Below are 21,893 nucleotides of genomic sequence, written 5' to 3'. Positions count from 1 at the left end.
ATGGGCGCGGGCGTCGTAACGAGATGGGCGCGTCGGTTCGTCGCCGCGAGCGCGATCTTCCTCGTGGCGTGGCAGACCGCGGCGTTCCTCGCGATACTCTCGCAGGTGGACAGCCTCTCCGCCGGGACCGTCTCGGTTCCCCGACAGTCGCAGGTCGCGCTCGCGGTGTACGGCTTCGTCCTCCACACCGTCTTCGGCAAGGCGTACTCGCTGGTCCCCTCGTACTTCGACCGGTCGCTCTCGGTCGAGCGCGCCCCCGCGGTCCACCTCCCGCTGACCGCGGTCGGTGTGGTCGGGCTCGCTGCCGAACCCCTCTCGGGCGTCCCGGCAATCGTCGGTCTGCTCGGCGCGCTCTGCTGGGTGGCGGGCGTCGCGGTGTTCGTCGGCGCGCTCGGGTGGACGCTTCGGGGCAATCTCACGGGCGGGGAGACGGGGACGGGCGGGGCGAACGCTCACCGTCGGCGAGTCGACCGCTTCGCCAACGCCTTCGTCCCGGTCGTGTTCGCCTACCTGCTGGTCGGCTCGCTCGCCACGCTGACGCCCTACGCGGGTCTCCTCGGCCTCGACATTCCGGCGGTGGCGTTCGCCAGGACCGCCCACCTGCTGGCCGCCGGCACCGCCGCACTCCTCGTCTTCGCGGTCGGCTTCAGACTCTTCCCTCGGTTTCTGGTCGCTTCGCCGCCAGTTCCGCTGGTCGCGGTCGTCCTGCCCGCGGGAGCCGTCGGTCCCGCGGTTCTCGCGTGGGGGCTCTACCGCGGCTGGTGGTTCCGCGCGGGTGCCATCCTGCAGGCGACCGCCGTGATCGGCTTCGCGCTGGCGTACGCCGCCCTGTTCGCCCGGTCCGAGCGCCGCCGGGCCGGCTTCTACGCGGTCCTCGCGGGGACCGCGGCCGGGGTTCTCGGTGTACTCGTGGGGCTTCACTTCGCGTGGGGCGGCGTCACCGCCGCGTTGATCGAGGCCCACTTCCGGCTCAACGTGCTCGGATTTCTGGGCCTCACCATCGTCGGCGCGACCTACCAGTTCTACCCGCCGACGGTCGGCACCTTCCCCGGCGCGTCGGACAGAACGGCCCTCGCCTCGGTCGCGCTGATGGGCCTCGGCCTGCTCGCGGAACTCGGCGGTGCGCTGGCGGGGCTGGCGACGGCGACGCTCGCCGGGCGCGCGAGCGCGCTGGCCGGCGCAGTCGCGTTCGCGTGGCTCGTCCTCGGCGTGTTCCGCGAACGCGGATAATCAACGCTGGTCGGCGAGCTACTCGTCCAGTCGCTTCGCGAGTTGGACCTCGTCGACGAGTTCGCCTTCCACCTCGTAGTGGTCGGCGCGAGTCGCCTCGCGCTCCCAGCCGTGCTCGTCGAGCAGTTCGAGCGCCTCCTCGTTGGTCGCCGGGAGGCTCTGGTACACCTTGATGCACTCTTCCTCGTCGGCCCACGCCATCCCGCGTTCGAGCAGGGTGCCGCCGACCCCCTGCTCGCGGTACTTCCGGGCGACTCCCACGGTGAGTTCGGCGGTGTGGCTCCGGGCCGGGAGTTCGAAGCCGTGGACGTGGACCCAGCCGATTATCTCGCCGGAGTCGTCCACCTCGTCGGCTCCGTCGGCCTCGTCGGCGGTCGTTTCCGCGACGAAGAACATCCGCGACTCGCGCTCGTTGTGCCGGATCAGCGCGCTCTCGCGTTCGATGGCGTCATCGGACCACGTCCGATTGCTCGTCGGACCGTGTCCGACGGCGTCGGCCACGCGCTCGTCCACCACGATGGCCCCCTCGGCGGCCACCTCGCGGATGCGGTCGGCGACCGCCTCGCGGTCGTCTTCGTCGGCGGACCTGACCACGTACTCGAACGACTCCGCTTCGTGGATTTCGTCCTCGGCGCCGGGGTCGACGTAGAGTCGACCGTCGCGCTCGACCATGGACCCACTATCGAGCAGTTCCGCGACGTACTCGTCGAACTCCGGGACCGAGAGCCGGGCCGCGGGCTCGGTGCCCGACCGCGGCGGTTTGGCTCCGGCGCTTTCGGCGACCCGGACCGCGTCGCGGACCTCCTCGCGCGTGGCGGCCCCGTGGCGCTCGACGTAGCGGTAGATCCGCCCCGCCACGTCGCTCTCGAACTCCAGGTGCGGCGTGCCCATGTCGGCTGGGGATACGTCGCGAGTCATCAAAATTATTCACCGAGTACGCGTGAGTATGCGGCGGATAGGGTCCGTTCGCGAGTCATCGGCGTGCGGAATCGTCCCGCAGTGGTGTCGAATACGGAAGCACGGGCACGCCGACGGTATCGGAGAACGTGGCGAGCGTCCCGTCGAACGTGAACAGGGAGACCGGTCCCCGGTTTCGTCCCGCCTTTGGAGTTGAAACCTCGGGCGAGCCTGCTACTTCTCCTCGACGTGGCGGACCGACGCCGCGACGCCGCGCGTGCTCTCGGCCATCTCCGGGCCGGACATCTCCGCACGGCCGACCGCGAACGCTTTCGGCCCTTCGATGACCACCTCGTCGCCGACTCGCACGTCGTCGTCGGCGTCCACGACGCCCGGCGCGAGCACGCTCCCGTGGGGCGCGAAACTGTCGATCTCGACCCGCTTGGTCGGTGCGTCGCTCTCGACCCACCGGCGCGCTCCGGCGAGAGTGAAAGATAGCACGCCGTACTGGGGCACCATCGCGGCGAGTTGCTCGTCGTCGCTGTCCCGGACTCGGAGTTTGGGATACCGGCTCTCGGTCTGTACGTCCTCGAAGAGGTCGTCTCCGGCTCCGTCACCCAACTGGTAGTCGGCGATAGCTCGGACCGTGTTGTGCTGGCGCTCGCGCTTGCCGTACTTGAGTTCGCCGTCGAGGGTCCGCATCAGGTTGCCCAGCGACTCGGTCGTGGTGGGGTGGTCCTCGACGGTGTACTCGAACTCCATCCCGAGTTGGGCTTCGACGCGCTCGCACACCTCGCGGTACCCTTCCGGCGGGACGTGCGCGATCACGCGGGGGTAGTCGTTGCGCTCCAGATACCGCCGCAGGACCGAGGCCACGAACTCCTTCTCGTCTTCGGACCAGCGGCCGGTCACCACCGCGTCGTAGTGCTGGGCGGGATACGTCAGTTCGAGCTCCTGTGGAACAACGCCGATGGGCGAGGTCATCGAGACGGTGTGGCCCCGGAACTGGATCGCGTCGTGGAACTGGCCGTGGCTCTGGGACTCGCTGTAGGGCTTCTTCGCCGAGCAGGGCACCAGCACGAGCGGGTTGTCGAACCGGTTCGTGTACCGAGTCGTCACTCTGTCGGCGAACCGCTGTATCTCGACCCGGCGCAGGCTGTCCTCGGTCGCCGCGGCGAGTTCGGTGTCCCGGATGACCGGCGTCCGCTGTTCGAGGTATCCCCACTGCTGGTCGAACTCCCGGAAGGCCGCGGTAAGCCACTGCTCGTGGCGGGCCTGCCCCTCGACGTAGTCGCGGAGCCGTCCCGCGCGGACGCGCTCGCGGACGACGCCAAGCTCCGCCCGCAGGCGGTTCTCGTTGTGCGCGGCGCAGTCCTCGCGAGTGAACTCCGAGAGGGGCTTCCGGCACGCGGGACACGCGCAGGGCAGTTCCGAGAGGTCGTCGAGGTAGTGAGTCCCCTCGCTCGTCAGGTATCTGCCCTGGGTCCCCGCGACGACTGCCCGGTCGGTGTCGACGAGGTCCACGCCAGCGTAGACGAGCACCGCGACGTTCGCGGGCGTCGCGACACCCGGCATGTAGAGCGCGCTGTCGGCCGGAATCGCCTCCCTCGTCTGGAGGATGGCGTCCACGAAGCCTGCGCCGTGGCCGACGAACCCCTGCGCGCCCGAGAGGACGTAGGCGTCGGTGCCGTGGTCGTCGGCCGTCTCGGGCGAGACCACGGCCGCGCTCGGATATTCCACGTCGGGGTACTCGACCGCGAAGGAGTCCATCACTTCCTCGTCGGTTCCGCTCGGGAACCCGCGATGCGGGAGGATCGTCAGTTCGCTCTCGGTTCCGTCCAGTCCCTCGTCGGGAACCTCGCGGTCTGCGGTCCAGAGGCTCCCCGAATCGGCGAGCGGGACGGTCGCGTCGGCGTCGCCAGCGTCGGCGGCCGCCGACGCGACCGCTGGCGTGGTCACCGACTCGGAGAGCCGCAACTCGGCGATCCGAGCCGGGCCGTCGCGGTGGTGAATCTCGAAGTAGTCGGTCATGTATCCCCGTCGGGGACCGAGGGTGAACTATCTTACCTTGTCCGGCAGGACCGCGAGTGAGGGACGGAGACGTTACTCGTCCAACGCCGGTGTGAACGCGTGAACCGTTCCGGAGTCGGTCCAGACGTAGACGCGCTCGCCGGCGCTTGCCAGCCCCGAAACCGGCTCACCGATCGCGATTTCGCCGACCGACTCGCCGTCCCGAACGAACGTCACGGCGTGACCACCGTCTTCGGTCGCTCCGGCGACAGCAACCGCCTCGGCCACGACGACCGGACCGACGACGGACTCGGCGGGGGTGGACAGTTCGTACCGCCAGTTCTCGACGCCCTGAATCGCGAACGAGCGCAGAACTGTCTCGGTGAGGACGTACATCTGCGTACCGTGCGAGCGTATCGGTCGCGTGACCTCCCTGTCGAGCGAGAGCGACCACCGCTCCGTGCCGTCGAGTCCGACCGCGAACAGGCCGTACTCGTCGTCGGAAAACGAGTTCTCTTCGGTCCGAACCGCGGCGACGAGGGTGTCCTCGTGGCGCACCATGCTATCGATCAGTCCCGACGTCGAGTGCTGCCAGTCGACGCCGTCGGCGTCCAGCGCGTAGATACCGCTCCCGTGCCACGTGTCGTTGAGGCCCGCGTAGACTGTCCCCGACTCGACGAACGGGGTCGTGGCTCCGCCGTACGAGGCGTAGATGGAGGAGTCGCCGACCCTGTAATACCACTGCTCGGTGCCCGACTCGGCGTCGAACTGCTGAATGCTGGCTATCTGGCCGTCGTCCAACCCGACTGCGGCGTAGAGGTTGGCACCATCGACTCGGAGTTCGGGGCGGCTATCGCTCGAAATGTTTGTACTCGTTCGCCACTGCGGAGTGGCCTCCCAGTCGAAGCGGACGATACCCCCCTCCTGGCCGACGTAGAACCCGTCGGCCGTGGTCTCGATAGTGAGATTCGACTGGCCGACGCCGGTTTCGCCCGCGACGGACCCATCGTTGGTACTGAGCACGCTGATTCTCCCGTCTTCGGCGGTTGCGAGTAGCGCGTCGGCCGCCGGTTCGGTTCGGAGCGACTCGGGCGTTCCGAGGTCCCGTTCCCACTCGTGAGTCACGCCGTCCGGGATGCCACTACTCGCGAGTGCCACGGACTCTCCGGCGAGAGCGGTCCAGTCCACGAAGACGGTCGCGTCGTCCGGAATCTCCTCGCCGAGTTCGGAGATCGGAATCGTGGCCGGCTCGGCTGCCGAAATCGTCGCGCTCGACGTCACCGTCTCCACGCCCACGCTCGTGACGACCTCGCCACTTGTGGTTTCGACGGTCACCGTCAGGTCGGCGACGGGGAACGAATCGTCTCCCGAGTGGGCGAGTTCGAGCAGATTCTTCCACGCCGGTTCGGCGACCGTCAGTTCGAAGTAGTCGGGACTCGGCACTTCCTCGACCGCGGCGAACTCGTTCCCCTGTTCGACGATCTCGCCTATCAGGTCGAGTTGTCGCTTGCAGAGACCCACGTACGCGTCCATCGTGAACCGGCAGAAGTCACGGAGGTCTCGGTAGTACTGCGTTTTCTGAGGGTCGTTGAATACGACCGATAGCCTCTCCGAGGTGGGTGTGTGAGTTTTTCCCTCGATGCTGTCCGCGTAGCTCTTCTGGGTCTGGATGTGGGCCGTCATCGCGGTGAGCGAGTCGCTGCGCTCGCCGAGTGGCTGTTCGGACGGGTCGGGCACCGAGAGGACGCTGTTCGAGCGCGCGAGGAAGCCGTAGAGGCTGTTCCGATCGACGTGGTCGTTGCCCCCGACCGCGATCCTCACGAAGTCCACCGCGGTGTTCCGCGGGACCGAGAGCTGTTCGAGTTCGCGGAACACCTTCGAGAAGCCACAGGCGCTCGCGAAGGCGACGCCGAACCCGTCCACGAACGCCATCATTCCGCCGGTGTAGACGAGCGAGGTGAGGTCCAGAACCAGTGCCGCCGTCTCCATGCTGACCAGCGTGAGAACCTTCGCACGTTCCTCCTCGACGTTCGTCCACGACATACTGAACAGGTGGACGAGTCGGGCGGCGCTGTCGCGCTTGAATCGCTCGATAGCCTGGATCTCCGCAAGTTTCGGCGAGTGATAGTGGGTTATCTCGGGGAAACCATTCTGCCCGGTTACCTGATAGTGGCGTCGCGACCCGTCCGGCAACTGGACGACGACGGTCGTTCCGGCGTCGGGTATCGCCTGCTCGGCCACGCCGAAACTGGAAAGCACGTAGGTGGTCTGGGTTTCGCGGTCGCGCCGCGTGGCGAAGTTCGGAAGTCGTGCGCCGAGGAGGTCGTCGCGGTCCGCGGTGTCGGCGCGAATCGGCGACGGGAGTTGCTGGCGATAGTTCCCGTTCCTGCTGTCGGGGTTCTGCTCGGCGTACTCGTGGAGGTCGCGGATGGCGTCCTCGCCGAGTCGGACGAAGTCACCGGGGCCCGGAGCGCCGAGGTCCGCCGCCCGACAGAACTTGCTCTCGCTGTAATCGGTCTCGGGCGGTTGACCGATGCCGTACTTGCTCTCGAAGTCCGATGGAAAGTCGAACTCGTCGACGAGGAAGTCGAGTGTCACGTCGTCCGTCTCGACTGCTTCCGCCCCCGGCCCCTCGATTATGGCCTCGACGGCGGTCTCGGAGATGTCCGCACTACTGCCCGAACTGAGTCGCGCCGCTGCCCGCTTCTCGACTCCGTCGCCGGAGTCAGACTCCTCACTGGTTTCTGACTGCTCGCCGGTGGCGTTCTCGCCGTCGGTCTCGACGACGCGGAGCCAGAGGTGGGTAACCTTCGGTGGTGTCCCATCGTCCCCATCTCCGCTCTCTGAACATCCCGCGAGCGTTCCTGCGGCACCTGCCGAGAGCAACGAGAGTGCGTCGCGCCGCGACAATCCTAACTCGGACATTCTGTCGCAAACGTGTTGTAACGGAGTTTATAAACATTCGCTTTGACATCAGGAAACTAAATGATAGACGGATATAGGGACAAGTAAATTAATATTTCAATTCAATATCGGGGCAAAGGCTATTCTGCTAAATCGACGGTGTCCACGCACTCGGGAACCTGCTTCAGCGCGCTCGCGGGCCAGCCGTGGTGGGCCAGCGCGAACTCTGTCTCGGGATTCGCGTCCACGAGTCGGGCGACCCCCTCGGCGGCCGACCGGTACCCCTTGCCGTCCATGCGCTCGGGCACCTCCGCGGTCAGGGGGTAGCTCTCCGAGAGGTCGCGGGGAAACGGACCGAACGGAGCCACGACCCGCCACGACTCGTCGTAGCGATCGCTCGGCCCGCCTTCGGTGAGCAGGACCTCGTCGGCGGGGGCGAGTTCGAGCCGGTCGAGGCGAGCGTGGTGGCGCACGACTTCGGGCCTGCGGGCGCTCTCGCCCGAGAGGTAGAAGAACGCGCCCTTCGAGGTCGGATCCTCGGTTTCGAGCAGGTCGCCGTGGTCGACGAGCGCGCGATAGCCGTCGAGCATCGCGGGGTGGGCGCGGGCCCGCGTCTCGACGAGTTCGAGCAGGTTGCCGGCCCGGAGCGCCTGCTTGATGGTCCGTATCTCGCGGGACGTGACGTGGAGGTTGTGCTCGGCGAGCAGTTCCTCGCGCTCGCGGTCGCCCAGTTTGCGGAGTTCGGCCGGGGTGTAGTCGGCACAGATGGGACACGAGCAGGGGAAGTAGTCGAGGTCGTCGAGCTGTTCGGTGCCCCGGACGGTGAGGTAGCGGTCGTCGCGGGCGTACAGCGCGTACGCGGCCGAGTCGAACAGGTCACAGCCCATCGCGACCGCAAGGGCGAACATCATCGGGTGGCCCGCGCCGAACAGGTGGACCGGCGCGTCCCGACCGAGTCCGCGCTTCGCTCCCGCGACCACGTCGACCGCGTCGGCGTACCGGTAATCGTTCAGCAGCGGGACGACCGCGCCGACGGGGAACACGTCGAGGCCGGTGGCGTTGGCGTGGCGGGCGGCCTCCTTGCGGAGGTCGGGATACGTCGAACCCTGCACGGGCGCGTTCACCAGCATCTCGCCGGTGTCGACGCCCTCGGCGACTTCGAGGCGCTCCTGCGTGGTGGTAAGTTCGTCCGCGGCGCGCTCGCGGTCGACGTCCGGCGGGGTCGGGATGTCGACCGGGGTGCCAATGTCGCTGCCGACGTCGCGCTGAAATTCCAGAATCTCGGGCGTTGTCACGTCGATCTCGCCGTACTCCGCCAACTGGAACGATCCGGAGTCGGTCATGATCGCCCCGTCGAAGTCGAGCACGTCGTGGAGGCCCTTCTCGAGGGCGGCGTCGCGGTACTCGTCGCTGCCGTAGAAGATGTAGGAGTTGGTGATGAGGATCTCCGCGCCGAACTCCGAACGCATGCGGGACGGCTCGACGGTCCGGACGTGGGGGTTGACCACCGGCATGAGCGCGGGCGTCTCGACGGTCACGCCCGCCCGGGGCACGTCCAGTTCCCCGATGCGACCGAGCGCGTCCTGGTCGCGGATCTCGAACTGTTCTCTCATTGCCCCGGAGTAGCCCGACGAGGTGGGTAAGGGTTCCGTTCGCCGGTCGCAGGGGACGCTGCCGGTCGAACGGGAACGCCGCCGGTCGAACGGGAACATCGCCGGTCGAACGAGGAATGCTTATGCCCGGGGCGTTCGACCCCGCGACCATGCGACGCCGTGCCCTCCTCTGCGCCGTCGGCGCGACCGCCCTCGCCGGTTGTGGCGGTCGCCTCGGCGACGACGGGACAGACTCCGAGACCACGACCGACTCCGGGACAGTGACGAACTCCCAGACGACCACCTCTGGAGCGACGACTGCCGAGACGACGCCCGAGACCACCACCGAAGAGCCACCTCTCGAACTGACGGACCACGAACTGGTTCGCTCCGAGGAGGGGTCGGCAAGCGAACTCGCAACCGTGACCGGATCGGTTCGCAACCCCACCGACGAGACGGTCGCGGCGGCGACGGTGACCGCGACGTTCGAGGGGAGCGACGGCGCGGTGCTAGACCGGGCGAGCGCGGACGCGTCGGACCTCTCGCCCGGTCAGACGTGGTCGTTCGAACTCGTCTACCCCGGTACCGGCGAGGACGCCCGCGCGGTCGCGGACTACTCGCTCGCGGTCGAGATCGAGGACTGATCGGTCGAACTCGTCGATAGAGTGACTCTGCTCGAAAAAATGATTCTGCGGGCGGTTACTCCGCGCTTTCGTTCCGGGTGATCTCGTAGCTGAATCCGATGACGTTCTCGGGCATCACGCGGAGGTCCCAGTTGCCGGCGTCGGGGTCGTCGATCCGGTAGACGAACTGCTGGCCGCCGTTCCGGACCGAGTACTCGCCCTGCTGCTGGGCGCTGCCGCGCGTCGAACTGCTCAGGTCGACCGACCCGCGGTCGGTCACCTGCACGCGCTCGGCGGTGACGGTTTCACCGTCGGGCGTGACGAAGGTCACGTCGAAGCTCGCGCGGTCCGAACTCGAACTGCCGTAGCCCGCTCGCGGCGAGAGCGTGAGCGTGACGTTCTCGGCGTCCTCGCTCACCGAGAAGGAGGACTCGAACGCCTGCTCGGGCTGGTTCCAGACCTCGAAATTCATGCTGACGCGCTGCCAGTGGTTGCGGTCGTCGTCGCGGTTCGGGTCTTTCAGGCCGAGGTCGAGTTCGCCGCGGTAGCGCATGCTGTCGGCGCTCTCGGGCGGCGACACCGTGACGGAGACGGTCGCGGTTTCACCGGGCGCGATACTCGACGGAGCCTCGATGTCGACCCACGAGGCGTCGATGGTCGAGGAACTGCCGCCGTAGCGCACGTTGCGCTCGCTCTGGAGCTTCGGGCTCAGCGGGGCGGCCTCGTCGCCGGTGTTCTCGACCACGATCTGCTTGGTCGTGGTGTCGCCGGCTTCGACCTGTCCGCGGAGGTAGGTGGACGAGATGATCTCGACCGTCGGCTCCTGCCAGACGCGGACGTTCACGCCCGCGGCGTGGACCGGGCGCTCGGGCCGACCGGGGTAGGTCACCGTCTCGTCGGTGAACGCGACCTGTCCGCGGTAGTGGCCGATCTCCGCGTCGTCGGGGACGGAGACGCTGACGGTGAACTCCGTCTCCTCGCCGGCTGCCACGGTCGAGTCACCCTCGATGGTGACCCACGACTTCTCGATGAGGTTCTCGCCGACCGGGGGCACGTGGACGTGCGGGTCGAGGTCGACCGCGGAGTCCTCGCGGTTGGTCACCGTGACGGTGAACTCGGTGGACTCGCCCGGCTTGAGATCCGGGTGGTCGTACTCGCTCTCGACGTAGAGCTTGGTGTAGTCCGAGGATTCGGACTCGTCCGACGAGTTCGCGTCAGCGTCGCTCGTGTTGGTTTCGTTCGCGGCGCTGTCCTGGACCGACGATACGTCTCGGTCGTTTAGGGCGGTCGAGTCGGCGGCCGGCGGCGCTTGGGCGGCCACGGCCGGCAGCGCACCGACGACCAGTACGATAAGGGCTACTACTCGTAGTTTCATGGTTGTTGTCGCAACTCGCGCTCGCGGACTGCTCCCGAACGTGGAGGGCGGTTTCTCCGGGTGTGGAGGGCAACCACTCCGAATGCGGAGGGCAGGTCCGCGGCGGAGCTGCCTACTCCAATCCAGTCACCTCCCGCATAAATGTTTAATGGGTTATGTTTTCTCGCGTTAATTGCCTGAAGAAATCGTTCTGAGGCCGGATACGTCCGGAATATTTTATTTCGGCGGCCGAACGGGCCCCCGAAATTTCAGTCGCCGAACGCCTCGTAGTAGAGCACCCCGAGCGTCGTCCGGCCGTCCCGGACTTCCCGCGAGGCCACGTACTCGCGGAGGTCGTCCATCGTCGTCGTCTCGACCCGGATCGACTCGTTGAAATCCAACTCCTGTTCGGCGGTCGGGGTACACCCGCGGGCGACGAAGTAGTGCAGGACCGCGTTCGCCACGCCGTTCGCTGGCTCGACGCTGGTCAGGAACTCGACGCTGTCGGCCTCGTAGCCGGTTTCCTCCCGGAGTTCCCGGTGGGCCGCGGCGGCGCGATCTCCGTCTTCGTCCTCCATCCCGCCGGCCGGGAGGCTCCGGTTGACCCGCCCGACGGCCTGCCGCCACTCCTCGATGACGACGACCTCGCCGTCGGGCGTGAACGGCAGGACGACCACGCTCGGCGGCTCCGCGAGGTAGTCGAAGTCGGTCTCGGTACCGTCCGGCAGGCGGACCTGTTCGCGGCGCACGTCGAATCCGGGACAGGAGTACGCGACCTCGCTGTCGAGCAACTCCCACGCGAGGGGGTCGCGTTCGGCCGCGGTCCGCTCGCCAGTGGTCCGTTCGGGACCGTTCTCGTCGGTCATGCTTGTGGTTTCGAGTCGAGTCCCGAAAAGGGACTTCGGTTCGCGGGTGCGTGCTCGTGGTGCTCAGGACCGGGAGTTCGACCGACTCACCGATCTGCGAGTAGGCTCATCGGTCGGCGAGGACGGTGATCGCGACCAGTAGGAGACCGCCCGCGCCGAACCCGAGCAGGAACGGCCCGCTCAACACGAACCCGAGCAACAGCAGTGCGACGCCCGCCCCCAGCAAGCCCGTCCGAACCCGCGACCAGCCCTCGACCCGCCGGTCGGCCCACGAGGGGTACCAGCCGGTCACCATCGCGAGCTGTGCGACGCCGAACAGCCCCCAGACGATCCCGAAGCGGACGAACTGCCCGCCTTCGGGCGAGTCGGCCCAGTACCACAGGCCGAGCGCCGCGAGGACGCCGCCGCCCGCGAGCCACGCGGCCGCCATCGCGGTCCTGCCGAACATTCCCGACATCGTTGCGTACCGAGACGGCGTCCGCCACCAAAAGTATGCGACGCTATCTCATGGATAAGCCGGGGCTGTCCGGGCTCGTCGCGAGCTACGCCGCCGCGAAAAGCGCGCTATTCGACCGCCGGCCAGAGTCAATATAGCGGGATTGGATTTGTCAGCCGCTATTCGACCCCTGCAGGCCGTCTCATCACACGCACTCGACTCGTCGGCAGGAAGCGCGATTTCACCCTACCTGTGTCGCGCCATCGAAACGGGCGGGCTATCAGTCAGCACGCGATTCGAGGTCGATTCGACTCGGTCGGTGGTTCGACTCGGGGGGGCCGGGGCGCGCGAACGCGCGAATCTCGATATTTCACTGCGCCAGCCACCGTGCCCCACAGCGTCTGCACCCGACCGGTCCGCCCTCGTCGTCTGGTGAGCAGTACACCGCTCGGCCACGCCGAAGCTCTATCCGGTCGCGAGGGTGAGTCGTCGGAGTGAAGCGGACTCCCCGTCCGTTTGCGGGAGCGAGTTGACCGCGACGCCCTGTCGAATCGTCCCGTTTCCGAGTTAGGCGAGGGTCGGCGCGGCCGGACGTCCGTCCGGTCGCACGAGTGTAGGCCCCACTCCCGCTCTCTGCACTCGGCGACCGGCAGCGTTCACGATGGGAGTCTCATTCCGAGGTGCCGTTCGCGTCCGCGAGGAGAGCATTCCACGTTGAGCACAGTGAAGGAGCACTGGGTTGGACCGATGCGGGGTGCGACAGCGTTCGGCCGTCGCTTTCGCCCGATCCACACGATCGCGGTCTACCCCCCGAACGCAGTACGTAAACCCGATACTGCGATATCAAAACGCTATGTCGCCCGGGTATAACTATTCAGGTACAACCCCGACAAACAGAGCGCCAGCTGGCAGGTCCTCTGACAACTCAGGGACCAGATCGAATCATTTCACAGGGAACGCTGATTCACGCCCTCCAGCACCACCGTTGGCCTCACCGACTACTCACGGTAGTTGCTAACGACAGAATCTGTCCAAGCGACCGCATCAAAATCGCTAGGCCCGGTGCAGGGAAGTTTCCACCAGAGAGTACGATACTGACCACGTTTGATTCGGAGTCACGATAACTCCGCTCCGAGAATTGCTCTGGCCCACTCGACACGTCCCAGCCCCAGTTACATCGCGTCACTGTAGCACGATTATAATCCAGCGTATTACCGGGCGCAGTTATAGGGTTACGAGAAGTCGTCCAACGTGCTGACCCCGCCCGCATTTTCTCCACCGAAATACTCCGCGGACCATTCCGTTGCAGCGTCAAGATCCCGAAGCAGTACCTCTGATTCGAACTCACCCTCTAACCGTTGATGCGTCATTATCTGGCGCATTTCTTCGAGTTCGTCTGGTGTGATCTCGTCGACCCCGACTGCATCAAGCACAGCTTCGTTAAGTTGCTTCCCCGCACCGTCTTCACCAGCCAATAATGCGTCTGTTGCGTCACGGATAGCATCGCACGCTTCATCATCGAATTCCCGGATGTCAGGCACCGGAATACTCTTCGTTTCGTACGTCATCAGTTGCAAGACACCGTTCCCTTCAACGCGTCCCCAGCACTCGACGACCGCAGCGTAAAGACTAGAGTTCATCACCCCGGTCACGACTTTCGAGTCGTACTCGGGGTTCACTTGGACGCACTGTACAGCGTCCGTGGTCAGCGCTTCAGCGCGGTTCACGACAGTGAATAGCCGCCACTTGAAGAACCGCGGATGGAAGAGCTCCGGTGGAGTTTGTTCGCCGAGATCGAACCACACCGGCCGGGATGCACACGTGCTTCCTTCGTGCTCACCGTTGTTTTCACCTTCGCCGATGTATTGCAGCAACCCAGTGTACCCGTCACGTTTCAACGCGTTCTTGACATCGTCTTCCAACCGTGTATCTTCACCGAACTCGCCGGTTTCTCGCTTGACTTCCTCAACGTAGTCGTGCACGTCGATGAGGTACGTATCAGCATCCTCGGAGTCGAATACTTCCGAGTCCATCCCTTTGATGCTTTTAACTACCGGACTCAAGAATCGGTCTTCGATACCCCGTTGGTGTGCTTCATCTTGATCGAGTAGGAACCATCGATTCGCGCCAGTCTTCTGTCCGTACGACACATCGACGAATTCGCTGACGGGGACGAAAGCATCGCGCTCGATTAGGTTGATGAGTGTAAGCGGTGCGTTGAGGTAGTATCCAATCTTCTTCGGGCCGGTATCCTCCAGATACGCTTGCCGGACTCCGACGGACCGGTAGTTCGGCCGAGTCCGGATATCGATCGGTTCTTGTTCGAGTGTCACGCCGTAAGTCACGGTGTCGTACAGGTCACCCGGTTCCATCTCATCTTGTACGCGGACGAACTGCGTGGTCGTCTCTCGCCGCACGTCCTCGTCTTCACACCGTTCGATGAGGAGGAGGCATGTATCGACAAACGCATCTTCGAAGGCTCGTTCTGCGAACTCGACGACTGCGTGGATACGGTAGTGATCGAACAGGAACTGTTGGAAATCCATTCCGTACCGGACACTCATCCACTTCGGTGGGATGACGAACCCGAGCCGACCCCCATCTCTGAGGAACTGTGTAGCGTGCGTAACGAAGTACACGTACGCATCGCTTTTCTTACTGAGTTTCTTCGACCCGTCGAGGTACGGTGACTGGTTTTCCGGTCCCAATCGTGAGAGGTGTGCTCTGAAGGCGTCTTTATCTGGGATGTCGCGGTTCCGGATGTACGGAGGGTTCCCGACGACACCGTCGAAATATCCGACCTCCCCCGCGTCGCGGTTATCGAGCCGTGCGGATAACAGCATCGTCGAGTCCGGTTCGATATCGAAGAACGAAGCATGATAGGCGTGCAGTGTATCGATCTCCTCTTCGATGTTTTGACTCGCTAGATTGAGTGCGGTAAGATGTAGCGGGAATTTGTTGATGTCGATAGTGGTGATGGCGTCGAGAATATCTTGATGTGAGGCAGTTGGATACTCGTGCTTCAGTTCGGTGTAGACTTCGACGGGGAATGTCCCACTACCGGATGCAGGATCGAGGATTTCAGGAAGTCCGTTTTCTGCTGGCGCGTCGAGCACCCATTTCGAGACGGCATCAGCTATCGTCGGTGGAGTGTAATATTGGCCGAGTTTCTTCCGTTCGCTTTCCGGAATGAGTTCTTCGAATACGTCACCTAGTAGGTCTTCGTCGATTCCGGATATTTTGCGTTGTTCGATGTTTTCTGCGAGCGACTGAATGTTTTGCAAGGTTTTCTTGTTGTGAGGGAACTGCTCGAACAAGTCACTGTTCCGGAAGATAGGTTCGTAGTCGATTTTCTCGATGATTTCTTCGAATCGTCGACGGATATGCTCGTCGAGGAAATCGAGACTGGAGACACCGACGAGCGATTGGAGTTTATCCCCGTCGCTTGGCTCGATTGGGGAGGGTGTTTGTTCCCGGACGACTTCGTAGAACAGGATTTTATTCGTCAATAAGTAGGCGTACTGCTTCGCTGCGGTATCTAACTGTTCGTCAGTCGTGAGGTCGGTGAAATCGTTTTCTCGAACCCAATCGTCGAGAAGGTTGATGAATTTCTCATTGCTTCCGTATTTCTGCTGTGCAAGTTCTTTGTACGCCGGCCAGATCGTCGAGTGGAACGTTCGGAGTAGCCCGACAACTTGTTCTTTCTTTTCCTGTTCGGGGAGTTTGCCGCGTTGGTAGAGATGGTCGATGCTAGCAAGGAGTTGCGGAACAAACCCGTCGAGTTCCGGGTCCGAAAGGGAGATTGGTCGAAGATTTGCGTAGTTGTATGGGACGTTCTGTAGTTCGATCTCACCGCTGTAGTTGAAGAGGTAAAAGTCGTTACTGTTGCAGGTAGCGAAGAAGTCAGCACCGATGTCTCGTGTGTAGTCACGAGCCTGCTTTATCACGTCCTTGTCGTACGGGGAAATGTCATCTCGCTTGACCTCGATGACGAGACTGCCAGTGAGATTACTTGCGAGATGGATGTCCGCCCGTCGGCCCTTGACATCCTTCTCGATAGTAACGTCAGAAAACTTTGTATCGGTATTCTCAACATATCTGTAAAGCGCCGAGTAGAGGAGACTATGGAATTTTTGCTCACTCGGTTTGTTACCCATATTTAAATCTTTTAATCTATTGTATAAAGTTCCAGCGGATATGGTTCTATGTTCGTTCGGGACCGATTGAGCCCGGCTCCTCCACGCGAGTACAAACGCAAGAAGACCTGCGTTTGGTGACGAGCAGATGGTAGCAGTGATCGCTACCGGTGGTAGCCAGTCGACTTATGCCCGTGAACACGAACTCTAGATGGGGGAAAACCAATGAGCGAAAATACGACAACGACGACGCGGAGCGACCGCGACAGCGACGGCACCATCGGGGGGTACATCTCGGCGGCGGTCGCGCTCGTCGGAGCGTGGATACTCATCTCCGCGTTCCTCTACTCGCCGCCCGCGGCGAACTTCTGGAACGACGTCATCGTCGGGTCGGCCATCGGCATCATCGCAGGGTACAACGCCCTGCGGACCGACGACTACGAGGAAATCAACACCGGGGCGGCGTCGCTGGTCGCCCTGCTCGGGCTCTGGATGGTCGTCGCGCCGTTCATCTTCGAGGTGTTCACCGACGGCGCGTTCTGGAGCGACGTGATCTCCGGGGCGGTCGTCGCAGTGCTCGCGGGGTACAACGCGTATCAGGCCCGCTCGACCGAGCGCCGGACCCGGACCGCCGAAGCCGAACCGCGTTAGACCCACTCGTTTTTCGCAGCCGTTCGCGACGACAGCAGTCGCTTTCAGGAGTCAGGGGTGTCCACAGCGGACGGCCCGAGAGCACTTCCGACAGCGCGCGGTACTCCACGCGAGGGATACCCGTGGCTTCCATTCCGCCGATTCTCGACGTTCGGGACGACCTGTACCGCGCGCTGGAGGCGACCGACGAGGACGACGACCTCGCCGCGGAGATAGAGACGGTGCTGGACCGCTTCGACGACTTCCAGGAGCGCGACTCCGGCGCGGACCCGGAGGGCGTCGTCGACGAGATCGACAACCAGCTCCTCCGGGTCGAACAGCAACTGATCGAGCGCGACGACGAGGACGCCGCCCGGGCCATCGGGTCGGCGCGCAACCGCATCCACATCTACCGGGAGTCGGTCGAGCAGTCCGGCGAGGACTTCGCGGTCGTGGACTCGGGCGTCCGCCACGCAGAGACGACTGACGACGAAGGTCTCCTCCCGGTCGGCGAGGCCACCATCACCGCCACCGTCGCGAACGCCGGCGAGGACAGCGAGATCGTCCCGGTCGTGGGGTTCTACGACCGCGACGGCGACGAGGTCGAGTCGGTCCGCGGCCCGACGTTCGAGCTCCCGGCCGGCGAGCAGGGCCAGATCGAACTCGACGTGGACGTGCCGAGCGACGCGGAACGGTACGCGGTGGCGGTGCGCGAGGCCGGGCCGTAAGTGTCGGGGTGCGGAATCGGGTGGTGTTCAGATATGCGTGACTAGTTCCCAGCTTCGCTCGGTGAATCAGCCGACCATCCTGGTGGACTGAAAGGGCGAGGTTGTTCGGCGAACCCCGGCGACTCAAGCACTGCAGCGACCGAAGGGAGCGAAGCGCGCAGCGAGCCGCGGGAGCCGAACGACCGAGGGCTTTCGAGGATATCTTGCCAGATCCACCGCTCTATCTGACACTACCTAGGGCCGGGCCGTAAGTTCTCAGACCTCGACGTACCGGATGCCCTTCCGAACGTCACCGTCGGCCCAGTCGAGGTGGTAGGTCATGTCGCTCTCGTCGTCGCCGATTCGCTCGTCGGAGTAGTCGCCCGCCATCAGCGAGTCGTCGGTGAACTCCCACGTCTCGGACTCTCCGGCGGGCACGAGCATCGAGACGCGCGCGACCGGCGCGTAGGCGACCCGCGGGCCGATGCGGTTCAGCCCCGCGACGAACCGACCGGGGAGGTCGCCCTCGTTCTCGACGGTCACTGAGACGGTGGGCGACTCGTGGGTCGCGAGCGTCTCTGGCACGTCGAGCGACACCGATAGCGGCGGCTCCGGCGCAGAGAGTCGCCGCCGGAGCGTCTCGTCGGGCTGCCACTCCCCGCCGGGCCACGTCAGGGGGAACTCTGGGACCGAATCGAAGTCGCCCTTCTCGGCCTCCGGGAACTCGAACACGAGCAGCCCGCCGGAGCCGCGGTCGTACAGCGCGTCCTCGTCGTCGTAGAACCGCCAGACGCGCCACGGTTCGTCCATCGGCTCGGGTCGGTGGGTTGCTCCGTCGAACTCGAACGCGAACTCGTCGCGGGCCGGCGCTTCTCCGCCTTCCCCGGTCGAGACGTCGACCAGCAGGTAGCGCTGGTCGCGTCCCGAGACCCCGATGGAGTCCGGCGTGTTCATCGTCACCAGCCCCGGCTGGAGCGCGTCGAGTTCCACGGCGAGGTCGGCGTACTCGACGGTCGAAGTCGTCTCGGTGCTGGTCGTCTCGGCGGTGGTCGACCTTTCCGTGGTCCTGTGCGATTCCGTGCTGGTCGTATCGGTCGATTCGGGATCGGTCGCCTCGGGCGCGGACGCGGAGAGGCATCCGGCGCTACCGGCGAGGAGGGACCCGGAGAGGGCGAGGAGCTGGCGGCGTCGCATACACCCGACTTTCGTACGGGGTTGTAAGTGCTTTCTGTGGCGCGGGCTGAATCCGTGGGGTCTCGATTTTGGGAGTCTCCGGTCCTTCGAGACGGACCAATCGACCTCCGGTTTCGGCCAGTCGAACAGCGGATCTCCTGGCGGACTGAAAGGGCGAGGCGCGCTCGCGCATCGCTTGGTCGCCTCAGCGGGCACTATTCGAGCGAGCGTAGCGAGCGAGAATATCCCGCTGAGCGACCGCGAGCGCGCCGAGGGCTTTCGAAACTCCGTTTGCTGTCGTGGTATCTGAGAGCGCGCCGAGGGCTTTCGAGTCGTTTTGTTTTTTACATCTGAGAATTTCTGCGGGTGCATCGAGCTAGCTACTGCTTGAGCCTAGGCGTGACCGCGACCGCACAACAACCGCACCACGACCGCACCGCAGCCTCGACCCTCCCCAGCCTCCTGCGCTTCTCGGCCTCCGGCCTGCGATGGCTGCGGGCGACCCACGAGTCGCCCGCACGGCACGCGAGGCGCACTGGGCCTCGCCATGCTCGTCCCTCGCGCGCTTGGGCGCGACACGAGGTCGCGCCAGCACGCGCCGGGTCGGATGGGTCACGGGTGCGCCGGGCTGGAAAGGTCACGGGCGCGCCGGGCTGGAAAGGTCACGGGCGCGCCGGGTCAGATGATCCACGAGCGCGCTTCGGATGGAAGAGTCACCGGGAGCCGCCAACAGTGAGTATTCACACGTTTCGCGTATCGCAAACCTTTCGGGCGAGCGCTCCGCGAATTCGGCCATGGTGCTTCCAGAGGGGTTCGCGCTCCCGCCGGTCCCCTACCTCGTCGGCCTGCTCGTCGCGGTCGCGGCGGTCGTCGGCGCGCTCTACCGGGCCAGCCCCTACGTCTCCGACCGGACCGTCCTCGCGCTCGCGCCGTGGGTGGTCGTCGGGTCGAGCCTCCACGTGCTGTTCGTCGTCGGCGTCGCCCCCGAGTCGGTCGCGCCGCTGCTCGGCACACCCGCGGTGTACCTGACCACGTTCGTCGTCGCCGGAATCGTCTGGCTCGCGGCGCTCCGGGCGGAGGTCGACGCCGAGCGCCCGCTGGTCGCGGTCGGGACGGTGCTCGCGCTCGCCGTGGTCGCCTACGCGCTCGCGTGGGGTGCCGGGGAGGGTGGCCTCCGCCTGCTGTGGCCCGCCGTCGGCCTGCTCGTCGCGGTCGCGCTCGCGGCCGCGCTCTGGCTCGGAACGCGACTGACCTCCCCCGCGGTCGCCGCGGCGACCGGCGGTGCGGGCGCGCTCGCCCTCTTCGGCCACGCGCTCGACGCGGTCTCGACCGCGGTCGGCGTCGACGTGCTCGGCTTCGGCGAGCGCACGCCCATCTCGCGGGCGGTGATGGACCTCGCGGCGTCGCTCCCCACCGCGGAGGTCATCGGCGTGGGCTGGCTGTTCGTGCTCGTGAAGCTCGTCATCGCGCAGGTCGTGGTCGTGCTGTTCGCGGACCTCGTTCGCGACGAGCCCACCGAGGGCTACCTCCTGCTCGGTGCGGTAGCGGCGGTCGGGCTCGGCCCGGGCGCCCACAACCTGCTACTGTTCGTGATCACCGGTTGACCCTCAGTTGAGTCCCGTACAGACTCTACCGAGCTTCGCAGAATATAATTCAGAGCTGAATCATTATCTTCGGAAAGTATCGAAATTTGCCGTGTGGGAAATATTCACAATCACTGCTCGCCCAGTGTTCGATGGCCTCCCGGAGGAGGCTAATTGCATCGACCCGAACTGCACCACCGACAACCAGCAACCTGCGCTGGTATGGCACCCAACACACTGCGCCGAACTTCGGGGTAGCGACCGTCCTACCCCACCATATCTGTCGCTTTTCCGATCCGTCGCTCCGCCCGATTCCACGGATCGTCCTCGGTGATTCGACCGCCCGGACGGATACTCGATGGCTCAAACGCTTCTTTCACTCTCTGGAAAGCTTATCCCGTCGGCTCTCGACCCCCGAGGTATGACCGACGTAACGCGACGCTCGCTGCTCGCCGCGACGGGCGTCGCCCTCACCGCGGGCTGTCTGACCGACTCCGGCGACGGACCGGGCGGTGGCGGGACGACCACGACCGCCCCGGGCAAGACCCCCCGCACCGAGTCCCGCGAGCGCGAGACCACGGATTCGGGCGGCGAGACGACGACCGGCGACTGGATCGAGCACGCCTCGAACCAGCCGAACCCGGACCACGAAATCACGCTGGAGAACGAGTCCGACGCGGCGGAGGCGGTCCGAATCCGAGTCGAGCGCGACGCGACCGGCGAGACGGTGTTCGAGTCGACCGAAACCGTCGACGCGGGCGTCGATATCTCGGTCTGGAATCTGAAGAAGGCCAGCCCCGACGGCGTCGAGGCGTTCACGGTCTGCGCGGAACTTGTCGAGTCGGATACCTCGACCGTCGGCTCTCGGACGACCACCACCGACTCGAAAGAGACGATTACCGACTCGGAAGAGACCACCACCGACTCGGAAGAGACCACCACCGACTCCGAGCGCCGGGACTGCGCGCCGCTCCACACCAACGAGTGCTACGGCAACGCCTACGTCACGGTTCGGGAGGACGGCAGCCTTCAGATTATCTACACCATCTGCTGACGCATGCCGAACAGGTTCCTCTCCGCGTCCGGCGACCCGGCAGCGAAACTCCGAGAGGCGCTGGCCGACGGCGCGACGCGAGTCCGGGTCGCCGTGGCCGCCATCGCCCTGCTCGCGCTCGCGGCGCGGTTCTACGGCCTCGGCGCGCGGGTCGCCCATCAGGACGAGGCACGGGTCGCCTACTGGGCGTACCGCTACGCCGAGTCGGGCGTCTACTGGTACCGGCCCGCGGTCCACGGCCCGTTCCTCGCGCTGACGGCCAGCCACCTGTTCGACCTCTTCGGCACGTCTGACCTCGCGATGCGGTCGCTGGTCGCGCTCGCTGGCGGCCTGCTCCCGCTCGTCGCGCTGCTGTTCCGCGGTCGGCTCCGGGACTCCGAGACGGTCGCGATGGCCGCGCTGCTCGCGGCGAACCCGCTCTTACTCTATTACTCGCGGTTCTACCGCAACGACGTGCTGCTCGCGGGTCTGATGCTCGCGGCGGTCGGGTTCTTCGTCCGGGCGTACGACGACCGTCGATCCGTCTTCCTCTACGCCGGGACGGCCGCCCTCGCACTCGCGGTGACGACCAAGGAGAACGCGCTCGTCTACCCCGTCTGCTGGGCCGGGGCCGCGCTCCTGCTCTGGGATCGGCGACTGCTGGTCCAGCAGGCCGGCCAGCGGGCCGGCCAACACACTGCCAGCGGTGCGGGCGGCCA

At 65.3% G+C, this 21,893-nt stretch carries 16 protein-coding genes; 7 read left to right on the top strand and 9 right to left on the bottom strand.

Annotated features, from left to right (window positions below):
* Positions 1 to 1,230, top strand: a complete 1,230-nt coding sequence (locus tag DPQ64_RS08975; RefSeq protein ID WP_115864018.1) for a hypothetical protein — start codon at positions 1 to 3, stop codon at positions 1,228 to 1,230.
* An 18-nt stretch (positions 1,231 to 1,248) separates the two neighbouring features.
* Here DPQ64_RS08975 and DPQ64_RS08970 read toward each other — a convergent pair whose 3' ends face one another.
* From DPQ64_RS08970 to tgtA, 4 genes are all read right to left on the bottom strand, one after another.
* Positions 1,249 to 2,121: a GNAT family N-acetyltransferase gene (locus DPQ64_RS08970; protein WP_115864017.1), complete on the bottom strand. Its 873-nt coding sequence runs from the start codon at positions 2,119 to 2,121 to the stop codon at positions 1,249 to 1,251.
* Between the two features lie 240 nt (positions 2,122 to 2,361).
* On the bottom strand, positions 2,362 to 4,158 hold the full coding sequence (gene arcS, locus DPQ64_RS08965) for an archaeosine synthase subunit alpha (RefSeq protein WP_115864016.1): 1,797 nt from the start codon (positions 4,156 to 4,158) through the stop codon (positions 2,362 to 2,364).
* Positions 4,159 to 4,230: 72 nt separating this feature from the next.
* Entirely contained in the window at positions 4,231 to 7,062 is a 2,832-nt protein-coding gene (locus DPQ64_RS08960) for a PQQ-binding-like beta-propeller repeat protein (RefSeq protein ID WP_157971647.1), read from the bottom strand.
* Positions 7,063 to 7,181: 119 nt separating this feature from the next.
* Positions 7,182 to 8,654 (bottom strand): tRNA guanosine(15) transglycosylase TgtA, encoded by a 1,473-nt coding sequence (gene tgtA, locus DPQ64_RS08955; protein WP_115864014.1) that lies wholly within the window; start codon positions 8,652 to 8,654, stop codon positions 7,182 to 7,184.
* A 149-nt stretch (positions 8,655 to 8,803) separates the two neighbouring features.
* Here tgtA and DPQ64_RS08950 point away from each other — a divergent pair, with 149 nt between their 5' ends.
* The gene (locus DPQ64_RS08950; protein WP_157971646.1) at positions 8,804 to 9,277 is read left to right on the top strand and encodes an FxLYD domain-containing protein; all 474 of its coding nucleotides are present in this window, start codon (positions 8,804 to 8,806) and stop codon (positions 9,275 to 9,277) included.
* Between the two features lie 55 nt (positions 9,278 to 9,332).
* Here the strand turns inward: DPQ64_RS08950 and DPQ64_RS08945 are convergent, their stop codons facing one another.
* The 4 genes from DPQ64_RS08945 to DPQ64_RS08930 form a co-directional block, all read right to left on the bottom strand.
* Positions 9,333 to 10,631, bottom strand: a complete 1,299-nt coding sequence (locus tag DPQ64_RS08945; protein ID WP_115864012.1) for a COG1470 family protein — start codon at positions 10,629 to 10,631, stop codon at positions 9,333 to 9,335.
* 248 nt (positions 10,632 to 10,879) lie between these two features.
* Positions 10,880 to 11,476 (bottom strand): NUDIX hydrolase, encoded by a 597-nt coding sequence (locus tag DPQ64_RS08940; RefSeq protein WP_115864011.1) that lies wholly within the window; start codon positions 11,474 to 11,476, stop codon positions 10,880 to 10,882.
* Positions 11,477 to 11,582: 106 nt separating this feature from the next.
* The gene (locus DPQ64_RS08935; protein WP_115864010.1) at positions 11,583 to 11,933 is read right to left on the bottom strand and encodes a hypothetical protein; all 351 of its coding nucleotides are present in this window, start codon (positions 11,931 to 11,933) and stop codon (positions 11,583 to 11,585) included.
* Between the two features lie 1,211 nt (positions 11,934 to 13,144).
* Positions 13,145 to 16,069 (bottom strand): N-6 DNA methylase, encoded by a 2,925-nt coding sequence (locus tag DPQ64_RS08930; protein ID WP_115864009.1) that lies wholly within the window; start codon positions 16,067 to 16,069, stop codon positions 13,145 to 13,147.
* A 204-nt stretch (positions 16,070 to 16,273) separates the two neighbouring features.
* On the opposite strand from DPQ64_RS08930, the gene DPQ64_RS08925 reads away from it, so the two are divergent.
* Both DPQ64_RS08925 and DPQ64_RS08920 read left to right on the top strand, forming a co-directional pair.
* On the top strand, positions 16,274 to 16,699 hold the full coding sequence (locus DPQ64_RS08925) for an SPW repeat protein (RefSeq protein WP_115864008.1): 426 nt from the start codon (positions 16,274 to 16,276) through the stop codon (positions 16,697 to 16,699).
* A 122-nt stretch (positions 16,700 to 16,821) separates the two neighbouring features.
* Positions 16,822 to 17,406, top strand: coding sequence for a DUF7553 family protein (locus tag DPQ64_RS08920; protein WP_115864007.1), 585 nt, complete (start codon positions 16,822 to 16,824; stop codon positions 17,404 to 17,406).
* Positions 17,407 to 17,661: 255 nt separating this feature from the next.
* Here the strand turns inward: DPQ64_RS08920 and DPQ64_RS08915 are convergent, their stop codons facing one another.
* On the bottom strand, positions 17,662 to 18,579 hold the full coding sequence (locus DPQ64_RS08915) for a hypothetical protein (RefSeq protein WP_115864006.1): 918 nt from the start codon (positions 18,577 to 18,579) through the stop codon (positions 17,662 to 17,664).
* 773 nt (positions 18,580 to 19,352) lie between these two features.
* On the opposite strand from DPQ64_RS08915, the gene DPQ64_RS08910 reads away from it, so the two are divergent.
* From DPQ64_RS08910 to DPQ64_RS08900, 3 genes are all read left to right on the top strand, one after another.
* The gene (locus DPQ64_RS08910; protein ID WP_115864005.1) at positions 19,353 to 20,162 is read left to right on the top strand and encodes a DUF63 family protein; all 810 of its coding nucleotides are present in this window, start codon (positions 19,353 to 19,355) and stop codon (positions 20,160 to 20,162) included.
* Positions 20,163 to 20,562: 400 nt separating this feature from the next.
* Entirely contained in the window at positions 20,563 to 21,195 is a 633-nt protein-coding gene (locus DPQ64_RS08905; protein WP_115864004.1) for a hypothetical protein, read from the top strand.
* A 3-nt stretch (positions 21,196 to 21,198) separates the two neighbouring features.
* The coding region (locus DPQ64_RS08900; RefSeq protein WP_115864003.1) for a flippase activity-associated protein Agl23 at positions 21,199 to 21,893 on the top strand (695 nt) is incomplete at its 3' end.

The sequence above is a fragment of the Halorussus litoreus genome, assembly GCF_003382685.1.
Classification (GTDB): Archaea; Halobacteriota; Halobacteria; order Halobacteriales; family Haladaptataceae; genus Halorussus; species Halorussus litoreus.
Note: the sequence above shows the minus strand (reverse complement) of the source record. Positions and strands in the feature narration are given on the sequence as shown.